Below are 18,955 nucleotides of genomic sequence, written 5' to 3'. Positions count from 1 at the left end.
GCCTCCCTCTTCCCGGTCCCGGCGCCGCCTCCCGGCCCGGCGGTCGGCGCTCCTCGCGCCCTGCCCTAGCCCAGCCGTTCGTCCAACTGGTCGAGCAGGTCGACGGCGGCCTCGGCGATGACCGTCCCCGGCGGGAAGATCGCCGACGCGCCCGCCTCCCGCAGCGGCGCGAAGTCCGCCGGGGGGATGACCCCGCCCACCACGATCATGATGTCCCCCCGGTCCAGCCGGGCCAGCTCCTCGCGCAGCGCGGGCACCAGGGTCAGGTGCCCCGCGGCCAGGGAGGACACCCCGACCACGTGCACGTCGGCCTCCACGGCCTGCGCGGCGACCTCCGCCGGGGTCTGGAACAGCGGGCCGACGTCCACGTCGAAGCCCAGGTCGGCGAAGGCGGTCGCGATGACCTTCTGACCCCGGTCGTGACCGTCCTGGCCCATCTTGGCGACCAGGATGCGGGGGCGGCGGCCCTCGTCCTCGGTGAACTCCTCCACCCGGCGGGTCACGCGCTCCATGAGGTCGGCCGCGTCGGCGCTGCCCGCCGCCTCGTCCCTGTACACACCCTGAATCGTACGGATCTGCCCGGAGTGGCGGCCGAAGACCCTCTCCATGGCGTCGGAGATCTCGCCCACGGTGGCCTTGGCGCGGGCCGCGTCGACAGCCGCCGCCAGGAGGTTGCCGGTCAGGGCCTCGTCCGCCCGGGACCCGCCCCCGGCGGCCGCGGTGAGCGCGTCGAGCGCGGCGCGCACCCGGTCCTCGTCGCGCTCCTGGCGCAGGCGGCGCAGCTTCTCCAGTTGCTGGGCGCGCACCCGGGAGTTGTCGACCTTGAGGACCTCGATCTCGTCCGCGCTGTCGGGGCGGTACTTGTTGACGCCGATCACCGGCTGGCGGCCCGAGTCGATGCGCGCCTGGGTGCGGGCGGCGGCCTCCTCGATGCGCATCTTGGGCAGCCCGGCGTCGATAGCGGCGGCCATGCCGCCCGCCTTCTCGACCTCCCGGATGTGCTCCCAGGCCCTGGCCGCCAGCTCCTGGGTGAGGCGCTCCACGTAGTAGCTGCCGCCCCAGGGGTCCACGACGCGGGTGGTGCCCGACTCCTGCTGGAGCAGCAGTTGGGTGTTGCGGGCGATGCGCGCGGAGAAGTCGGTGGGCAGGGCCAGCGCCTCGTCCAGGGCGTTGGTGTGCAGCGACTGGGTGTGGCCCTGGGTGGCGGCCATCGCCTCCACGCACGTGCGGGCCACGTTGTTGAACACGTCCTGGGCGGTGAGCGACCACCCCGAGGTCTGGGAGTGGGTGCGCAGGCTCAGCGACTTGTCCCTGGTCGCGCCCAGGTCCCTGACCAGGCGCGCCCAGAGCAGGCGGGCGGCGCGGAGCTTGGCGACCTCCATGAAGAAGTTCATGCCGATCGCCCAGAAGAACGACAGGCGCGGCGCGAACACGTCCACGTCCAGCCCGGAGCGCTGCCCGGCGCGGATGTACTCCACGCCGTCGGCCAGGGTGTAGGCCAGCTCCAGGTCGGCCGTGGCCCCGGCCTCCTGCATGTGGTATCCGGAGATGGAGATGGAGTTGAAGCGCGGCATCCGCTGCGAGGTGTAGGCGAAGATGTCGGAGATGATCCGCATCGAGGGCCGCGGCGGGTAGATGTAGGTGTTGCGGACCATGAACTCCTTGAGGATGTCGTTCTGGATGGTCCCGGACAGCTTCTCCGGCGGGACGCCCTGCTCCTCGGCGGCCACGATGTAGAGCGCCAGGACCGGCAGCACCGCGCCGTTCATGGTCATGGACACGCTCATCCTGTCCAGCGGGATCCCGTCGAACAACTGGCGCATGTCGTAGATCGAGTCGATGGCCACACCCGCCATGCCGACGTCGCCCGCCACCCGGGGGTGGTCGGAGTCGTAGCCGCGGTGGGTGGCCAGGTCGAAGGCGACCGACAGGCCCTTCTGCCCGGCGGCCAGGTTGCGCCGGTAGAAGGCGTTGGACTCCTCGGCGGTGGAGAACCCGGCGTACTGGCGGATGGTCCACGGCTGGTTGACGTACATGGTCGGGTAGGGCCCGCGCAGGTAGGGCGGGATGCCGGGCAGCCCGTCCACGAAGTCCAGGCCCGCGCGGTCGGCGGGGGTGTACAGCGGCTTGACGCCGATGCCCTCGGGGGTCTCCCACTCCAGGGCGTCGGCGGCCTTGCCGGTCCCGGCCTCCAGTGCTCTGTGCCAGGCGGCGTGTCCGGAGGCGGTGTCGCCCGGGAAGGCGGGGAGCCGCGGCGGGACGTCGGAGAAGTCGGGGATCATGCGTGCGCCCCCTCGGCAGTGGCGGACGGTGCCGGCGGATCGGCGAGCAGGACGTCGACCAGGTCGGCGAGGAGGGCGACGGCGTCGCACCCCCGGTGGGCGAAGGCGTCGACCCCGGCCTCGCGGTAGGAGTCGTCGGGCGCGCCCGCGAGCAGGATCCGGAGGGCCCCCGCGCGCCTGAGCGCCCGCGCGGCGTCCTCGGCCTGCTCGGCGTAGACCGCGTCGGAGGAGCAGAGCACCGCGACGCGGCTGCCCGAGGCGGCGAAGGCCTCCGCGACGGCGGCGGCGCCGTCGAGCGGGCCGGGTTCGTGGGAGGCGACGCCGCCCGCGGCGAGCAGGTTGGCCGCGAAGGACGCGCGGGCCGTGTGCGCGGCGACCGGTCCCAGCGTGGCCAGGAAGGCGGTGGGCCGCCGTCCGGTGTCGCCCGCGCGGGCGTCGCTGCGGTCGCGCAGCGCCTCGTAGTCCTCGGCGTAGCGGCGCACCGGGAAGCCGCCGGGGACCGGGGCCGGCGGCCGCGAGGGGTCGGCGGGCCGCACCAGCGGGACCTCGTCGGCGTTGGGGAACTCGCTGACGCCGGTGAGCGGGGAGCGCCGGTGGGCGAGGTCGAGGCGGCGCCGCGTCCACACCGCGTCCACGCGCTCGCGCAGCAGGCCGTGCTCGACGGCCTCCGCGGCCCCGCCCGCGGCCTCCAGTTCCCGGAAGAACGCCCAGCCCGCCCGGTACAGGTCGCGGGTGAGCGCCTCGACGTAGAAGGAGCCCCCGGCGGGGTCGATGACCCGCGCCAGGTGGGACTCCTCGATGAGCAGGGACTGGGTGTTGCGGGCGATGCGGCGGGCGAAGTCGTCGGGCAGGCCCACCGCGGAGTCGAAGGGGGCGGCGGTGACCGCGTCGGCTCCCCCGACCCCGGCGGCGAAGCAGGCCACGGTCGTGCGCAGCATGTTCACGTGGGGGTCGCGCCGGGTCGTCATCGCCTCGGAGGTGGCGGCGTGCAGGCGCATGGCGCGCTGGTCGGCGGGCACCCCGCTGGCGTCGAGGACCTGGTCCCACATGGCGCGGACGGCGCGCAGCTTGGCGATGACGCCGAACTGGTCGGCGTTCGCGGCCAGGCGGAACTCGATGCGCCGCGCGGCGTCGGGCAGGTCCATCCCGGCGGCGTGCAGGGCGCGCAGGTAGGCGGTTCCCGCGGCGACGGCGAAGCCGAGTTCCTGGGCGTCGGAGCCGCCCGCGTTGTGCACGAGGCGGCCGTCGGCGACGAGCAGTCCCAGGCCGGGGCGCCCGCGGGCCAGCTCCGCGGCCAGGCGTGCGGGGTCCATGACGTCGGGTCGCTCACCCGCCAGGGCCGCGGTGCCGAGGGGGTCGATGCCCAGGTGGGAGGTGATCCGGCCGTCGGGGACGCCCGCGTCGGCGTGGGCGTCGAGCAGCGCGGTGGCCGCGTCGGCGTGATCGGCCCCGGCGTCCAGGACCACGGGCGCGAGGTCGAGGTAGACGTCGCTGAGGGCCTGGCCGAGCGCGGAGACGGGCAGGCCGGTGCCGCCGACGGCGATCCACAGCGAGCTGACGCCGTTCATGAGGTCGGCGTGCAGGCGCCGCCGCAGGACGGCCGGGTCGGCGTCGGTGTGGCGGGCGCGGATGTCCCAGCCCTCGGGGACCGACCCGCCCGGCCGGTGGCCCCGGGTGAAGGGGGGCAGCCCCGGGAAGCCGGGGTCGGCGGCCGGGGGGTCGGATGTGTAGAGGGGCTCGATGTCGAACCCGTCGTAGGTGTGCGTGGCCAGTGCCGACTCGGGTGTGTCGGCGAGCCGGTCCTCGGGGACACCGCTCTTGCGCAGCACCCCCGCCACGAGTTCGCGCCACCGCTCGCGTGTGGCGGCGGGGAACCCGTCGGCCGGGTTGGGGGCGCCGGATCCGGCGGCCCCGCTCTCAGGGACGTCCATATAGTGGATGGTAGAGAATCGCGTTCGGTCGCGCCGCCCCGGGGTGTGGTGCGGCACACGCGGCGCGTCCAGGCCCGGGCGCGCACGCTCCGTGCCTGGTCACGACGGGAGCGCGCGTCCCCGGGGGGCGACGGCGCCTCCGGGGACCCGTATCTCACCGAAGGGTCACCGCGCGCGTCCTTTCAGTGAGGTGGGACACACTCCGGGTGTTCGGTGAACCAACGCAGTGTGACCGGAGTCGGATTGACGGGCCTCCCCACGCGTTTTACGGCCCGCGGCACCCTCTCCCCCCACCCTCATCAAGGATAAAAAGGACAGAGATGCCCTTCTTCCCCCCTCACGGCCGCTTCGCCCTCACCCCGGCGGTCTCCCTCTCGCTCGTGTTCGCCCTGTCCGCCTGTGGCGGCGGGGAGGACTCCGCGGAGGCATCGGCGCCCTCGGAGGGGGCCGCCGAGGAGACCACCGCCGCGGAGGGCACTCCGCCGGAGGAACTGTCCCAGGAGGAGCTCACCGGGCTCCTCGTCGAGGCGCCCGTCCCCGCCTCCAGACCCCAGGTGGACGAATCCGCCCTACCGGCCGAACCCGACGCCTCCGCGTCCGTGTCCGAGCGGGCGGCCTGGTCCCTGCTGACCGAGGTGTCCCGCAAGGCCTCCCACGTCGATCCGGGCGCCGCCGCCGCGTGCCCCGAGATGACGGAGCCCGTCGAACCGGGCCACAGCTGCACCCTCACCTACGGCGGCCTGGACATGCAGTTCCCGGTCCTGGGCGCGGAGGGCGGCGGCGCCTTCCGGTTCGACTACCCGGAACTGCCCACCGTGCGCGAGGTCGTCGAGGACACCATCCGCTTCGACCACGGCGTCGAGGCGGTGTACTGCGACATGGACGACGTCGTGGCCGTCGAGCCGGGCGCGGAGCGGGCCCCCTACCTCTGCTACGCCCGGGACGGCGGGGCGGCGGGGTCGGACTCCCCGGAGGACGCGGTCTCCCCCTACGAGGTCTACGTGCTCATCGGAGGAACCCTGGCCACCTACCGGTACCTGAGCGAGGGGTAGGCCGCGCTCCCTCGGAGCCGCGCGGACCTCCGGGAAAGGACGACGTGCCCTTCACCCCCAGCCATGTCGCGGCGGTCCTTCCCCTGGTGCGCACCGGCCTGCCGCCGGCGGCCCTGGTCGTCGGGTCGGTGGCGCCGGACCTGCCGTACTACCTGCCGCTGCCCGTGGCCGCGGCGGCCACGCACGGTCCCGCCGGGTTGTGGCTGGACGTGCTGCTCGGCGGCGCCGTGCTGGCGGTGTACGTGTACGCGCTCCGGCCTCCGCTGTACGCACTGGCCGGGGGGTCCCCGGCCCCGGCGGCCCCGGTTCCCCGGTCGGTGCGGGACGCGGCGCGCGCCGCCGCGCCGGCCGGGGCCGCCCTCGCGGTGGGCTCGGCCACGCACATGGCCTGGGACTCCTTCACCCAGACCGGCGGTGCCCTGGTGCGCGCGTGGCCGCCGCTGAGTACTCCGGTGGTGGGCCCGCACCTGCTGTACAACGTGCTGATGTACGTCAGTTCGGCGGCCGGTCTGGCCGCCCTGGCCTGGCGGGTCCACCGCGAACGCGTCCGCCGCGCGGCCGCCGGGCGCACGGCACGGGGCACGGGCGCTCGCTCCGTGCCCGACCGCGACCGCACCGCTCCGGGGGACGGTCCCGGCCGGGGCTTCCCGCGCGGTGCGGCCGACGGGCGCGTACGCGCCCTGGTCCTGTCCGCCCTCGCCGTGTGCGCGGTGGCGGGCGCGGTGGCGGGTGGGCTGTCCGACCGCGCGCAGGTGAGCGGCTACGACCTCGTGCGGTGTCTGCTCGTCGGCGCGGTCACCGGTGCCGGGCTGGGCCTGGCCGCGTGGACGGCCGCCTGGTGGTCGCTCCGGCCGCTCCGCCGGGCGGGGCGCTGACGCCGCGCGGTCACGGCGGGTGCCCGGCTCCGGGCCCGCGGTCGCGGGCCCGGGTACCCGCCACGGGGCTGTCAGGCCCCGTCGGCGCGGGCCTCCTGGGCACCGGTGGGATCCGGGCCGAACGCCGCGTGCACCTCCTCGGCGGTGAGTCCGTAGCGTTCCAGGCTGTACCGGTGGCCGCCGGGGTTCCTGCGCCGGTCCCGGCGCGTGTAGGCGAGCGTGCGGGCCCGGGTGTCGGGGTCGAACTCCTCACCGAGGCCGAGCCAGACGCGTTCGGCCGCCCCGACGGGGTCGGGGACCAGTTCGTCGTAGGGCAGGTCGACGAAGTGCTCGGAGCCGTGCCCGCGCCGCACGCGGCGGGCGCGCTCGGCGGCTCCCGCCCAGATCTCCAGCCACTCGCGGCCGATCCAGCGCGGGTCCACGCCGTCGCTGTGGAGGCGCATCCCCGCCTCGGCCAGGCTCGCCCACGACGCCATCGCCCGCGCCGGGTCGCGGTCGGTCAGGACGACCACCGCGTCGGGGAAGACCCTCAGCAGGGCGTCCAGGTTGGGCAGGTGCAGCGGTGACTTGAGCACCCAGCGGCGCGCGGGCCGCTTCCACTGCAACGCCTGGAGCTGCTGCTTGAGGTAGACGTAGTCGGGGGTGGCGTCGCGCCCCTCGATCCAGGTCCGGTAGTCGGGGACCGCGGCGCGGACGTGGAAGAACAGCCCGTGCGGCAGGAGGAAGACGCACTCCTCGGGTTCGAGCGGGTGCATGGGGTGGATGGTCTGGAACCCCGGTCCCATGGCGTCCATGCCCCGCACCAGGGTCCGGGCCAGGGCGAGGCGCTCGCGCCTGCCCACGGTGCGCTCCCCGGGCCTGCCCGTGTCGGGGACCGGGCTCAACAGCTCCCACAGCATCGGGGCGCGGGCCCGGACGTGCTGGGCGAGGAGCCCGTGGCCGAACGTCGTGCCCGTCCTGGGCAGGCCGGTGATGAACACCGGCCGCTCGACGGGCTGGGCGGCGACCCCGGGGTTGGCGTCGAGCAGGTGGAGCATGCGCAGGCGCGTCTCCAGCCGTCGCCGGATCTCACTCCGGAGGCCGATCCGGCCGACCGGGGTGAGGCCGGGCACCGCCTGCCAGGCGTCGTGGAGCACCCGCATCTCCGAGAGGAAGGGTTCGTCGGACGGCCAGGGCAGCCCGCTGCGGGCGGAGGCCTCCCGCAGCATGGCGTCGAAGGTTCCCCCGGAGGCCCCGAACCGTTTCCCCAACGGGTCGAGCAGGGCGTTCACCGGGTTCAGCCACCACGCTTGGCGCACGTTCACGAGTGTCCTCTCCACTGTGCCGTGGACGACAGGGCACCACGATTCGACCACGGCGGAGAACGGCCTAGGGACCTCCGCCAGGGGGTCGCGGACGCGGCGGCGTCGGCAGCCCAGGCCGTGCCGGCAGTCCGCTCCGCCCGGCGCACCGCCCCTCCGCGTCCTCACCGGCGTACCGGGCGGAAGGGCGTCCTCGTCCGACCGCACCGCCGACTGGAGAAGACGGCGGATGTGCGAGCCGTGTGAGGGGGCGGACGGAACACGGGGTTCTCGTGTGGTCCCGTGGTGTCGGTGTACGTGGCGGGGTTCGTCGCCGGAGCGCTGCGGCCCAAGCCCGTCTCACCTGTCGACACGTCCTCGACGGGTCGCGGGGTTCCGCCTGACCTCCCACGGGACACCGTTCATCATGTGGGAGTTGCTGACGACAGGACGGTGCACGTTCAGCTTTTTGGTGACGCGCCCGAGCTTGTCCTTCAGCCCGGCGAGAGGGGTCGCCACCCCGATCAGGCGGCGCCCTCCGTCGGGCAGCTCCACCGCCAGGCAGACACGGGCCTCCGGAAAGGCCAGCGCCGCCAGACTGAAGTCCCGTCGGCTCCCCTGTCCCCAGCGCGCGACCATGTGGAGGACGGCCAGTGAGTGGAAGAACTTGAGGCCGACCTTCTCCGCGAGGTCATCCGGGACCCCGGCTCCCGGATACGTGTAGTCCTTCACCTCGATCAGCCACAGGGTCCCGTCCTTCATCGCCACGAGGTCGCAGCCTTTGGAGTGGAAGGGAGACTGCGTGGCCTTGCGCTGTTCGGGCCACTCGTCCAACTTCTCCAGCTCCCACCCGTCGGGGAAGAGAAAGAAGGATCCATCGACCTCGACTTCCACCGGCATGGGGTCAGACCCCCAAGTACCGCAGACTCTGCGACGACTCGGCCTCCAGGGCGGCGATCGCACTCAGATCCGCGGGATCCGTGGCTGCTTCGGCCCGGACCGCCCGGGAAAGGGAGCCCTCGTCCGTCCGAGCCTCCCGGTAGAGACCGATGTACCGGGGCTCGATCGGGCTCTCCGGCGGTTCCTCGCCGAGGAGCAGTTCGATTTCCCGCAGCAGGAACACACTGTGGGTGGCGACGAACACCTGGGTCCCGCTGCGGGCGAGAGCGAGGATGGCCCTGGCCACAGCCCGCTGCGTCTTGGGGTTGAGGTTCGCCTCCGGCTCGTCCCAGAACAGGTAGCCCCCCTCCAGCAGCACCCCGTTGGAGACGAGCCTGATGATCATCGCCAGCTTCCGGAAGCCCTCGGACACCAGGTGTGCCTCGATCCTGCCCGATCCGGCGCCGCCGCTGGGAAGGCGTACGTAGAAGCGCCCGTTCTCCTCCAGAACGGTTCCCTCGATCTCTCCCAGCAGAGGGGTCAGGAGTTCGTTGGCGACGGCCCCGCGCGGACCGCGAAGGGCCGGACGGCCCAGCAGGGACGCGGTGTCGCGCCAGGTCTCGTCGAACTCGACCTCCCGGGTCTCGAACAGCGAGACCAGCCCCGGATAAAGGGAGAGCAGCTCGCGCGACGGAAGGAAGACCGGGGTGTCATCGAGAGGGTTGCGCGGCACGGAGGTGGTCTGCACGTCGCTCCGTGCGTTCGAGGCGAAATTGAAGGCGAGGGGATCGCCGATCCCCCCGTACTTCAGGGTGACCGACGCACGTCCCCTGCCCTGGACCCGACGTGCGAGACGACCGAGCTGTTCGGGACGGAAAACGCCGATGAGGGCATCGGCGATACCGGAGGAGAGCGCTCCCTTGGTGAGCGCCGGCCTGCCGGACAGGGTTCGGGTACCCGCGTACAGGAGCTTGAGCAGCTGGGACTTGCCGGTCGCGTTCTCCCCGGTGACGACGTTCAGCGTCGGGCTGAGCCGAATGTCGACCTCATCGAGCGGCCCGAAGCCGTCGACCTCGAGTCTGGTGATCGGGTACCTTGCCATGCCTCACACCCTAGAGGAGGCCCCGGCGGCGGAGGGGGAGCCTGCGCGAGGCCCTCACCGCGGCCGTGTCCGGCGGGGCCCCGGCCCGCGGCCACAGCAGGGGGACGGCGGGCTCGCTGCTGCGCGCCGTCGGACACCTGTCCGGCATCGTGCGGGACGCGGGTTCCCGGGTCGAGCGCGACATCTGGCTCGCCGCGCCGCCGTCGGCCCTCCTCCGGCGCCTGTCCCGGATCTTCGGCCGCCTGTCCGCCGACCGCCGGGGCGCCGCCACCGCCCTCCTGGTCTCGGCCGTCCTGGCCGCGGCCCTGCTCCCGCTGCTGCTCTGAGCGGCCTTCCGGCCCCGCCGCCCGGAGCCGGGCGGCGGTACGGGCGGCCCTGGGCACCCGGTAGAATGGGGGCGTTCCCGCCCGTGGAGCAGCCGCGGACCGGAAACCGGGCGGCCCGCGGAGGGAAACCCGACGGGGGCGGGTATGCCCTGCGTGTCCTGCTGAAGCGACCGGAAGGCCCAGGTGAACGTGCTGGTGGTTCTCGCCCTCGCGGCGGGGTTCGTGCTCCTGATCGCGGGAGGGGAGTCACTCGTCCGGGGTGCCGGTTCGCTGGCCCGGACCCTGGGGATGTCCTCGCTGGTGGTGGGCCTGACGGTGGTGTCGTTCACGACGTCGGCACCGGAGCTGGCGGTCAGCACGGACGCCGCGCTCTCCGGGTACCCCGGACTGGCCGTCGGCAACGTCGTGGGCAGCAACATCGCCAACATCCTGTTCGTGCTCGGGGCGTCGGCGCTGTTCGTCCCCCTGGCGGTGCACTCCCAGATCGTGCGCGCCGACATCCCCGTGATGGTGCTGCTGTCGGGCGCGGTGCTGCTGATGGCCCTGGACGGGTCCCTGGGCACCCTGGACGGGGGCCTGCTGTTCGCGGCGCTGGTGGTCTACGTCGGCGTCACGGTGGTCGTCTCCCGCCGCAGGGCCGCCGAGGTCCCGGAGGCGGTGCGGACGGGCGACGGCCCAGGCGCGGCCGACGCGAACGGCCCGAAGGACGCGGACGAGCGTCCGCGCCCGCGGGCGAAGTCGGTCCTGCGGGACCTGCTGTTCGTGCTCGTGGGCACGACCCTGCTGGTGGTCGGGGCGCGGCTGCTGGTGTACGGGGCGAGCGCGATCGCCTCCGAGCTGGGGGTGAGCGACCTCCTGATCGGGCTGACCGTGGTGGCGATCGGCACGTCACTGCCCGAACTGGTGACCTGTGTCGTCGCGGTGCTCCGGGGCGAGCGTGACATGGCGGTGGGCAACATCGTGGGCAGCAACGTGTTCAACCTCGGCGCGGTGCTCGGCCTGACCGCAGTCATCGCCGCCGGCGGGATCGAGATCGCGCCGTCCGCCCTGCGGTTCGACCTGCCGATCATGGTCGCGGTCGCCCTGGTGCTGCTGCCGATCGCCCTGACCGGGCTGGACGTGTCCCGCTGGGAGGGGGCGCTGCTCGTCGGCTTCTACGTCGCCTACATCGCCTACCTGGTGCTGGAGGCCACCGGGCACGCCGTGCTGGGCACCTACGGCGCCGCGATGCTGTGGTTCGTCATCCCGCTCACCGCGCTGTGGCTGGTGGCGGCGACGATCGCCGAACTGAGGAAGCGGAGCGCCCGGAGGGCACCGCCCGAGGCCGTCGGGGAGCGGAAGCCCCGCTGAGGCCGGGCCCGGGGACGGGGAGGCCGGAGCCGCCCCTCCCCCGCGCCCGTGGCCGGGGTCAGCCGCAGTTGGTGCCGTTGCGCAGGACCCACTCGTCGCCGACCACACCGCCCCAGTCCACGCAGTGGCCCGCCGCGTCGACGTAGACCGGGCCCGCGTACTCCGTCCAGCTGCCCGGGTCGGTGTCCCACGAGGTGGAGTCGCTGCGTTTGACGGCCGCGTCCATGTTCACGGCGCTGCCCGGATCGGAACGCACCACGACGACGCAGTTGCGGCCGTTGGAGTTGTTGTAGGTGAGGAAGACGGTGCCCCCGCTGACGGGGGCCTCGTTGACCACCCCGTACCCGCTCCCGCACTGGCCCCCGTAGGAGGCCGCGGTGGCGGGCACGGGGGTGGTCACCGCCACGGCCAGGGCCAGGCCCGCCACGGCGGCGGTCCTGTTCACGAGGGTCTTCGGCATGTCTCTCCCGTGGTTCATGTTCCGGCTCCTACCAGGGCGGGGTGCCCGTACCGCTGGTGCTGTGCTGCTCCACCAGGCGTGTGATGGTGATGGTGCCGTCGTCGTCGGTGGTGTAGGTGACCTCGGCGGTGATGGTGCGGCTGCCGTGGTTGACGTAACCGGTGAGGGCCGAAGGGCTGGAGGACACCGACCCCGCCCCGCCGTCGCCGACCGATCCGCCCTGGCTCTGGCAGAAGCTCCACGCGCACACCACGGTGGCGCCGTCGAGCACGGCGTACTGCCCCGATCCGCCGGAGGGCTGGAAGGCCACCACGTGCTCCCCCGAGGGGCGCGGTCCGCTCGCGCCCACCCCGGCGCCCACCGTGGCCGTCGCGGTGGTGGATCCGCCGGCGGACCCCTCCGCCCCGTCCTCCTCCTCGGTCTCCTCCTCGTCCTCGCCCGCCTCCTCCGAGGGGTCCTCGGAGGGTGAGGCGCTCTCCTGCGGCTCCCGGCCCACCGGACCCGGGCGCCGCCGCTCCTCCGCGGCCTGCTGCGCGTCGGCCGCCTCGGCCGGCTCGTCCCCGAACCAGGCGGCGATGGGCAGGGAGTCCCAGTTGGCGGCCAGGGCGACGCCGCCGAAGCCCAGCCCCGCGAGCAGGACCAGGACGCCCAGGACGGCGCCGGCCACGGCCAGCGCCCTCCCGGACCCGCCGCGCCTGTCGGGGGCCACCGGGAACTCGCGCTCGGGGGCGGCCTGCACCCCCTGCCAGGTGCGGTCGACCACGGCGGCCATGACGCCGCCCGCCGCCGCGGCGGAGTCCACGGGGGCGTAGGAGCGCCCCGGATCGCCCGCGGAGACCACGCCGCTGACCAGCTCCAGCGCGGTCGGCCGCTCGGACGCCTCCTTGCTGAGCGCACGGGCGGCCAGGTCGGCGAGGGGTCCGCTGAAGCCCTCCGTGTCCGGTTCGCCGCTGATCACCCGGTGGGCGACGGCGGCCGGGTCGCCGGTGCCGAAGGGCGGGCGCCCGGTCGCCGCGTAGGAGACCAGCGCACCCCAGGCGAAGATGTCGTCGGCGGTGCTGGCGGGCGCGCCCCGGTAGTGGTCCGGGCTGATCCAGCCGGGTGAGCCCAGCACGGACCCGGTGCGGGTCAGCGCGGTCTGGTCGATCGCGCGGGCCACGCCGAAGTCCAGGACGCGGGGGCCCTCCGGGGACAGCACGATGTTGGCGGGTTTGAGGTCGCGGTGGGCGATGCCGACCTCGTGGATCTGGGCGAGCGCCTCGGCCACCCCGGCGGCCAGGCCGAGCAGGAGCTGTTCGCCCAGCGGGCCGTTCTTGCGCATGTAGGCGCTGAGCGTCATGCCCCGCACCAGCGGGGTGACCAGCCACGGCCGTTCGGCCTCGGTGTCGGCGGCCAGCAGCGGCACGGCGCAGGCGCCGCCCACCCGGCGCAGGAGTTCCACCTCGCGCGCGAAGCGGGCCCGGAACTCCGGGTCGGCGGAGTACTCGGGGTGGATGAGCTTGACCGCGACCAGGGCACCGCCTTGGTCACGGGCCGCGTACACGACGCCCATGCCTCCGGAGCCCAGGCGCCTGAGCGGCCGGTAGGGGCCGATGCGCGCGGGGTCGGTGGAGGTCAGTTCGGTCGCGGTCGCGGGGAGAGTGACGGCTGAGGGGTGCGTACTCACTGCTGTCTGCTCACAGGTCTCGTTCGGGACGGGGTGGGGGGCACGGGGTCCTCCCCCGGAGGAGGGAAGGGGAGGAAAGGGGCACACTCATGAATATCACCGGTTCCGGTCCGGCCGCCCCGCTCGGGGCGGCCGGCGGCGGTCACGGCAGCGGCACCCTCACCTGCTGGATACGGCCGTCGCCCAGGTGCAGGTAGGCGGTGCCGGGGGTGAGGCGGGGACTGGACACGCCCTTGGGCAGGCGCATGCCCAGCACCTCGCCGTCGCTCTGGGCCTGCGGCGAGAGCAGGGCTCCCACGCGGTTGCGCTTGAGGTGGACGTGCCACCCGTTGAAGCCGCCCTGGAGGGCCTCGTTGGTTCCCGCCGCGACGATGCCCCACCCGGCGCCGACCATGCCGCGGGCGATACGGGTGAACTCCTTGCCGAGGTCGCTCTGGAGGAGGAGTTCTGCGTCGTCGATCATCACCACGGCGGTCTCGCCCTGGAACCGGCCCAGCGCCTCGTGCAGTTGGGAGAGCTTCGGCTCGGCCGCGTCCAGGACCCCCTGGACCCCCGGCTGGTGGCGCAGGTCCGCGAGCCGCGAGGAGCGCGGGGTGACCAGCAGGAGTTCGGTACCGGCCTCCAGCAGCGACCTGGCCATCGTGGCGAGCATGCTGGAGCGTCCGGACTGGGGCGGCCCGCTCACCAGGAACGTCGGGACGCGCGACAGGTCGGCGCTGACCGCGGTCAGCTCGTTGCCTCCCACGCCCAGCAGCGCGTGCAGCGGACGCGGGGCCCCGGAGCGGTACCGGGCCGTGTCGGCGTAGGTGAGCTGGTCGGGCAGGACGTCCACCCGGAACGGGCGCGGCCCGGGTTCCTCCTGGGGACGCCGGGACACGAAGTCGGCGATACGGGCCAGTTCGGCGCCCTGTACCGAGCCCTGCGGGTCGCGGTTGAGCAGGGCGAGCTGGACCTCCATGGCGTCCCCGGCGCGGAATGCCCTGCCGTCGGGGATCTCCTCGGGCAGCGCGCGGGCGTTGAGCCCGGCGGCGCTGTAGTCGCCGTTGTCGTTGCAGCGCAGCACCAGCAGCTCCTCGGTGGTGGAGGAGTACTTGGTGCGGGTCAGGAGGCGGTCGCCGGTGGCCACCACGTGCACGCCCACGCCCGCGCCGTCGCGCATGAGGGTGGTGACGCCCTCCACCAGGGCGCCGTAGTTGTACTCGCCGAAGGTCTGCTCGAAGGCGTCCACGCGGTCGATGAACAGCACCACGTGGGCGGGGCGCTCGTCCGGCGCCAGCTTGGCGCGCAGCTCCTCCAGGTCGGCGCAGCCGTGCGCGGCGAGCAGCTTCTGGCGCCGGTCCAGCTCCTCGCCGAGCATGCCCAGCAGGCGCACGACCCGCTCCCCCTGCGTGCGCTGGGCCACCGCGCCGCAGTGCGGGAGCCGTTCCATCGGCAGCAGGGCGCCGTTGCCGCAGTCCAGGCCGTACATGTGCACGTCGCCGGGGTGGTGGGCCAGGGCGAGGGAGGCGGAGATGGTGCGCAGCGCCTGGGACCGGCCGGTGCGGCCCGAGCCCATGATGTGCAGGTGTCCCGTCCTGCCCAGGTCGAACACGTAAGGGAACTGGCGCTGCTGGGCGGGCACGTCGACCAGCCCCACCGGAGCGGGCTGGATCCGGCCGTGCACGGCCTGCGGGGAGCGGCCCCGCAGCAGCTCGGACAGGGTGAGCGCGGTGGGCAGCGCGGGCAGCCACGGGCTGGGCTGGCGGCGGGCGCCCGACCGCTCGGCGGCCTCCTTGACCGCGGCGACCAGGACGGTCAGGTCGGTGACCTCCACGTCGCCGGTGTCGGCGGGGCCCTGGACGGCCGCGGGCGCGGGCAGTGCGAGGTCCGACCACTTCACGGCGTGCGCGACCGGGTCGGAGGCGTTGGCCGCGGCCACGACCCTGCGCCCGCCCACCCGGCCGGACTGGAAGGGCAGCAGGGAGGCGTGCCCCAGGCGCGCGTAGGCGCGCCCGGGGGTGTCGATGCCGATGTGCGCGGACTCGGCGGCGTCGATGACGTCCCGGCTCTCGGCCTCGTCGGTCATCCGCAGGGCGATGCGCAGGTTGGTGTTGGCGCGGATGTCGTTGGTGACCACGCCGCCGGGGCGCTGTGTGGCCAGTACCAGGTGGATGCCCAGGGAGCGGCCCCGCTGGGCGATGTTGACCAGGCCCTTGACGAAGTCGGGCAGCTCGCGGGCCATGGAGGCGAACTCGTCGATGACCAGCATCAGGCGGGGCATCCGCGGCATGCGCGGGTCGCGGTCCAGCAGTTCCAGGTAGTCCTCGATGTCCTTGGCCCCGGCCTTGGCGAGGATGTGCTCGCGTCGGTGCAGTTCGGCGCCCAGCGACACCAGGGCCCGGCTCACCAGGTGGGTGTCCAGGTCGGTGACCATGCCGACGGTGTGCGGCAGTTCCACGCAGTCCTTGAACGCGCTGCCGCCCTTGTAGTCGATCAGCACGAACGACATGGACTCGGGGCGGTTGACCGCCGCCAGGGAGGCCACGAGGGTCTGGAGCAGTTCGGACTTGCCCGAACCGGTGGTGCCGGCGATGAGGGCGTGCGGGCCGTCCCGGCGCACGTCCACCGAGAACGGGCCGTCCAGGCCCGTGCCGAGCGTGGCGACGGTGCTGCGCCCCCCGGAGGCCCAGTGGGCGGCGATGGCCTCGCCGTCGGGCGGTTCCAGGCCGATGACGTCGAGCAGGCGGGCGCTGCGCGGGAGCGAGCCGCCGCCCTCGCCGACGCTGCTGTCGCGCATGGGCGCCAGGGCGCGGCCCAGCCGGTCGGCCCAGGCCGCGGAGGGCACGTCGGCGCGCACGTCCTCGACGTTGTCGAAGGAGGTGCGGCGCAGGCGCATGCCGTGCGGGGTCGAGCTGACCACGGCCTGGCACTCCTCGGGAAGCAGGCGCTCGTCGGCGTCCAGGCACAGGACGTAGATCCCGGCCTCGGGGCCCTCGCGCAGCAACTGGACCACGCCGGGCAGCGAGCGGATGCGCCGGGCGCCGTCGAGCACCACCACGACCGCGGGCTGGTCGGCGAGGTCGCGCCGGGCCTGCTGGCGGGCCTCCAGGAGCATGAGCAGTTCCGACACCCGGCGGGCGCAGGTGGTGGCGTCGATACCGATCCGGCCGAGCGAGAGCTGGGGGCGGTCGCCGCGCAGGTGGGGCAGGTAACGGGTCCAGCGCCAGCGGTTGTGGTCGCCCTCCATGGACAGCAGGTACAGGTGCAGTTCGGCGGGGCTGTGCAGGGCGGCGAGCTGGGCGACCAGCCAGCGCTCCAGGGCCTCGGCCCCCTCGCCGCGCCCGGCCACGCCCACGACCCCGTTGTCCTTGACCGACACGCTCACCGGGACGTCGCGCATGTCCCAGGTGACGTCGCGGCGGTGCTCGTCCTTGGTGGGGTCGCTCAGGACCACCTGGGAGGGGATGCTGCCGGTGCCCACGCGTAGCTGGGTGAAGTCCTCGTCGATCTGGCGGCGCTCCCACAGCCGCGCGCGCGGGCCGGTGGCCAGCAGCAGCACGGCGGCGGGGTCGGGGCAGGTGTCGCGGAGCTTGCGCTGTTCGGCGACGAGGGCGTCGCGCGCGTCGCGGGTGACGCGCTCCTTCTTCTCCTCGTACTCGGTGAGCTGCTTGTCGTAGCGCGCCTTGGTGGTGCGCCGCTGCATGATCTGCATGAACAGCACCGAGACGGGGGCGAGCAGGCCGATGAGCAGGTACTGGGGGCGGCCCATGATGAGCGCGCTGCCGACCGCCATGGTGATCGGGATGAGGATCATCATGATCAACTGGGTGATCGGGCGGTCCGGCGGTTCGGGCGGGGTGGGCAGCTTGAACCTGGTCTTGGTGGGCGCCGGGTGCAGGCGGGGCGGGCGGTTGTAGTCCAGTCCGGTGCCGTCGTCGGAGGCCACCACGGAGGCGTCGGGGCGGTGGTTGGGCCACACCTCGAAGAGGGTGCCGCCCAGGGTGAGCTGCTCGCCCTGCGGCCAGACGGTGTCCGGGCCGACCTCGTCGCCCTCCAGGGAGCAGCCCCGGCCCCCGCTCGTGCCCAGGATGGTGGCGGTCCCGTCCGGGGCGACCCGGATCCGCGCCCAGTAGCCCTCGGATTCCACGGCGAGCACGGCGACCTCGTCGTCGCCGACGACGTAGTCGCCGGGGTCGAGGCGGACCACGCGCCCGGCGTCGGGGCCCGAGACCACGCGGACCTCGACCACGCCGGGAGGCTCGCCCTTGACCGGGGCGGGACCGCCCACGCCGACGAGGGAGCCGTCGAGGAAGCCCGCGTCGGCCAGGGAGGCGGACGGGTCCACGCGCCGGTCGCCCAGGTACAGCGGCACGTCCTGGCCGGGTGCGCGGGGCAGGGTGCGCACCATCGGATCGACGGCCTCGGCGAGCTGGCGCACCGTGGAGCTGGGGTCGGCGTCGACGAGGACGTCCAGGCGCAGCGCGGAGGACGCCACGGGGCCGCTGCCGTCGGGGCCGTCCGCGGCCGGACCGGTGGCTGGGGTCGCTGTGAAGAGGAGGCGCACGGTGGGACTGCTTCCGGGTTCGTCGTCGGGTCGTGGCGGGGACGGCGCGAAGGCGCCGCCCCGCCTTCCGGGTGGTGCCGGGGTCTTCCCCGGGATCAGCCCCTGAGGCCCTCGCCCAGCTTGTCGTCGGTCTCGCTGAAGGTGTCGCCGACGGTCTTGATGTACTTGCCGATGCCTTCGAGGCCCTTGTTCACACCCTCGAAACCGGTGTTGAACTCCTCGAAGAACGGGCGGAAGTGCTTCTCGGCGGCCGGGGTGCTGTAGCCGTCCGAGATGAGGCCGTCGACCTTGCTCTTGATGCCTTCCAGGCGCTCGGTGAACTCGTTGAACTCCTGGATGAGGGAGGACGAGGTCTCCTCGGTCTTGTCGCTGTCGACGTTGTACACGGGCATGTGTGCCTCCTGCTGGTCTGGTCGGGTGGGTCCTGTCGCTCGTGCCCGCTCGGCGCGGTCGTGGCGGGAGCCCGGGCCGCTTCCGCGGGCACCATTGTGGTGGATACGTCATCCTGCGTGGTGGTTCGCCCCGTTCACCACCGGTCGCGGTCCCCTCAGGTGGTCCGCTCGACCTCGCGGAACCGGAACCGCGCGCTCGCGGTGACGGCGTCGAAGAGGTCCAGGACGTCCTCGACCTGCTGGGAGTTGGGGCTGGTGCAACTGACCATGACGCGCCTGTCGAGCCCGGGGAGTTCGAAGGCGGTGTGCATGACCACCGACCGGACGACGGCGTCCTCCAGGTCGTGGTCGGCGATACCGAAGACGCGACCGCACGTCCCCGCGCCGGACTCGGGGAGGTCGACCACGTCCTTGCGCAGCCAGGTGCCCTCACGCGCGGTGGCGGTGTCCGGGTAGACGTGCTCGATCATCCGGATCGGGTCCATGGCGTGCGCCCCCTTCCCCGCCGGGAAGGCGAACACGCAGACGGTCGCCATGAAGAAGCCGTCGTCGTACTCCTCGAAGACACCCGCCGCCGCCAGCAGGCCCGCTCCGACCACGTCGCTCGTCACCTGGGCGATGTCACCGAACATGTCGTTGAGGGCGTCCAGCTCCTCGGGCCTGTTCCCGTGCATCTCGACGGCCTGGGCGCGCAACCGGGCGAGGGCGTCCCCGCTGAGGTCGTACTGCGTCCACGTCTCGGGGACGGCGATGTCGAACAGGATGTCGACCTCGGGGACGTCCTCTTCGAACTGGTAGGGCATGGAGGTGCCTCTCC

At 73.6% G+C, this 18,955-nt stretch carries 14 protein-coding genes; 4 read left to right on the top strand and 10 right to left on the bottom strand.

The features are described from left to right. Positions 1-65 precede the first annotated feature (65 nt). Together scpA and ACSTA4_RS01685 are read right to left on the bottom strand one after the other, a co-directional pair. Positions 66-2,282, bottom strand: a complete 2,217-nt coding sequence (gene scpA, locus ACSTA4_RS01690) for a methylmalonyl-CoA mutase (RefSeq protein WP_444962197.1) — start codon at positions 2,280-2,282, stop codon at positions 66-68. After that, the gene (locus ACSTA4_RS01685) at positions 2,279-4,213 is read right to left on the bottom strand and encodes a methylmalonyl-CoA mutase family protein (protein WP_444962196.1); all 1,935 of its coding nucleotides are present in this window, start codon (positions 4,211-4,213) and stop codon (positions 2,279-2,281) included. The genes scpA and ACSTA4_RS01685 overlap by 4 nt, the downstream gene beginning before the upstream one ends. 320 nt (positions 4,214-4,533) lie before the next feature. Between ACSTA4_RS01685 and ACSTA4_RS01680 the strand changes: the two genes are divergently transcribed. Together ACSTA4_RS01680 and ACSTA4_RS01675 are read left to right on the top strand one after the other, a co-directional pair. Continuing rightward, complete coding sequence (locus ACSTA4_RS01680) at positions 4,534-5,265, top strand: hypothetical protein (protein ID WP_248773167.1); 732 nt, start codon at positions 4,534-4,536, stop codon at positions 5,263-5,265. A 44-nt stretch (positions 5,266-5,309) separates the two neighbouring features. Then, positions 5,310-6,140 carry a DUF4184 family protein gene (locus ACSTA4_RS01675; RefSeq protein WP_378638093.1) on the top strand — a complete coding sequence of 277 codons (831 nt, stop codon included), beginning with the start codon at positions 5,310-5,312 and terminating at the stop codon, positions 6,138-6,140. A 71-nt stretch (positions 6,141-6,211) separates the two neighbouring features. On the opposite strand, the gene ACSTA4_RS01670 is transcribed toward ACSTA4_RS01675, so the two are convergent. The 3 genes from ACSTA4_RS01670 to ACSTA4_RS01660 all read right to left on the bottom strand — a co-directional run bounded on the left by ACSTA4_RS01670 (position 6,212) and on the right by ACSTA4_RS01660 (position 9,401). After that, entirely contained in the window at positions 6,212-7,444 is a 1,233-nt protein-coding gene (locus ACSTA4_RS01670; protein WP_378638096.1) for a sulfotransferase family protein, read from the bottom strand. 336 nt (positions 7,445-7,780) lie between these two features. After that, positions 7,781-8,320: a hypothetical protein gene (locus tag ACSTA4_RS01665; protein WP_248773164.1), complete on the bottom strand. Its 540-nt coding sequence runs from the start codon at positions 8,318-8,320 to the stop codon at positions 7,781-7,783. Between the two features lie 4 nt (positions 8,321-8,324). Next, the gene (locus ACSTA4_RS01660) at positions 8,325-9,401 is read right to left on the bottom strand and encodes an AAA family ATPase (protein ID WP_248773163.1); all 1,077 of its coding nucleotides are present in this window, start codon (positions 9,399-9,401) and stop codon (positions 8,325-8,327) included. 65 nt (positions 9,402-9,466) lie between these two features. Here ACSTA4_RS01660 and ACSTA4_RS01655 point away from each other — a divergent pair, with 65 nt between their 5' ends. Next, positions 9,467-9,727: a hypothetical protein gene (locus ACSTA4_RS01655; RefSeq protein ID WP_248773162.1), complete on the top strand. Its 261-nt coding sequence runs from the start codon at positions 9,467-9,469 to the stop codon at positions 9,725-9,727. 183 nt (positions 9,728-9,910) lie between these two features. After that, the gene (locus tag ACSTA4_RS01650; RefSeq protein WP_444962195.1) at positions 9,911-11,077 is read left to right on the top strand and encodes a calcium/sodium antiporter; all 1,167 of its coding nucleotides are present in this window, start codon (positions 9,911-9,913) and stop codon (positions 11,075-11,077) included. Positions 11,078-11,135: 58 nt separating this feature from the next. Here the strand turns inward: ACSTA4_RS01650 and ACSTA4_RS01645 are convergent, their stop codons facing one another. The 5 genes from ACSTA4_RS01645 to ACSTA4_RS01625 all read right to left on the bottom strand — a co-directional run bounded on the left by ACSTA4_RS01645 (position 11,136) and on the right by ACSTA4_RS01625 (position 18,941). Beyond that, positions 11,136-11,537, bottom strand: a complete 402-nt coding sequence (locus ACSTA4_RS01645) for a spore-associated protein A (protein WP_248774760.1) — start codon at positions 11,535-11,537, stop codon at positions 11,136-11,138. Between the two features lie 28 nt (positions 11,538-11,565). After that, a complete protein-coding gene (locus ACSTA4_RS01640) occupies positions 11,566-13,203 on the bottom strand; it encodes a serine/threonine-protein kinase (protein ID WP_444962194.1) in 1,638 nt (545 codons plus the stop codon). 142 nt (positions 13,204-13,345) lie between these two features. Further along, positions 13,346-17,746, bottom strand: a complete 4,401-nt coding sequence (locus ACSTA4_RS01635; protein WP_444962193.1) for an FtsK/SpoIIIE domain-containing protein — start codon at positions 17,744-17,746, stop codon at positions 13,346-13,348. Between the two features lie 95 nt (positions 17,747-17,841). Continuing rightward, positions 17,842-18,138 carry a WXG100 family type VII secretion target gene (locus tag ACSTA4_RS01630; RefSeq protein ID WP_416027575.1) on the bottom strand — a complete coding sequence of 99 codons (297 nt, stop codon included), beginning with the start codon at positions 18,136-18,138 and terminating at the stop codon, positions 17,842-17,844. Between the two features lie 155 nt (positions 18,139-18,293). Further along, positions 18,294-18,941, bottom strand: a complete 648-nt coding sequence (locus ACSTA4_RS01625; RefSeq protein ID WP_444962192.1) for a hypothetical protein — start codon at positions 18,939-18,941, stop codon at positions 18,294-18,296. Between the last annotated feature and the right edge of the window lie 14 nt (positions 18,942-18,955).

The organism is Nocardiopsis sp. M1B1 (genome assembly GCF_052466615.1).
This window is presented reverse-complemented; position numbering and strand designations above follow the sequence as displayed.

What these genes read in the sequence shown, in the direction of transcription:
- scpA (WP_444962197.1), bottom strand. Translation starts at nt 2,282, where the DNA reads ATGATCCCCGACTTCTCCGACGTCCCGCCGCGGCTCCCCGCCTTCCCG.
- ACSTA4_RS01685 (WP_444962196.1), bottom strand. Translation starts at nt 4,213, where the DNA reads ATGGACGTCCCTGAGAGCGGGGCCGCCGGATCCGGCGCCCCCAACCCG.
- ACSTA4_RS01680 (WP_248773167.1), top strand. Translation starts at nt 4,534, where the DNA reads ATGCCCTTCTTCCCCCCTCACGGCCGCTTCGCCCTCACCCCGGCGGTC.
- ACSTA4_RS01665 (WP_248773164.1), bottom strand. Translation starts at nt 8,320, where the DNA reads ATGCCGGTGGAAGTCGAGGTCGATGGATCCTTCTTTCTCTTCCCCGAC.
- ACSTA4_RS01660 (WP_248773163.1), bottom strand. Translation starts at nt 9,401, where the DNA reads ATGGCAAGGTACCCGATCACCAGACTCGAGGTCGACGGCTTCGGGCCG.
- ACSTA4_RS01645 (WP_248774760.1), bottom strand. Translation starts at nt 11,537, where the DNA reads ATGCCGAAGACCCTCGTGAACAGGACCGCCGCCGTGGCGGGCCTGGCC.
- ACSTA4_RS01630 (WP_416027575.1), bottom strand. Translation starts at nt 18,138, where the DNA reads ATGCCCGTGTACAACGTCGACAGCGACAAGACCGAGGAGACCTCGTCC.
- ACSTA4_RS01625 (WP_444962192.1), bottom strand. Translation starts at nt 18,941, where the DNA reads ATGCCCTACCAGTTCGAAGAGGACGTCCCCGAGGTCGACATCCTGTTC.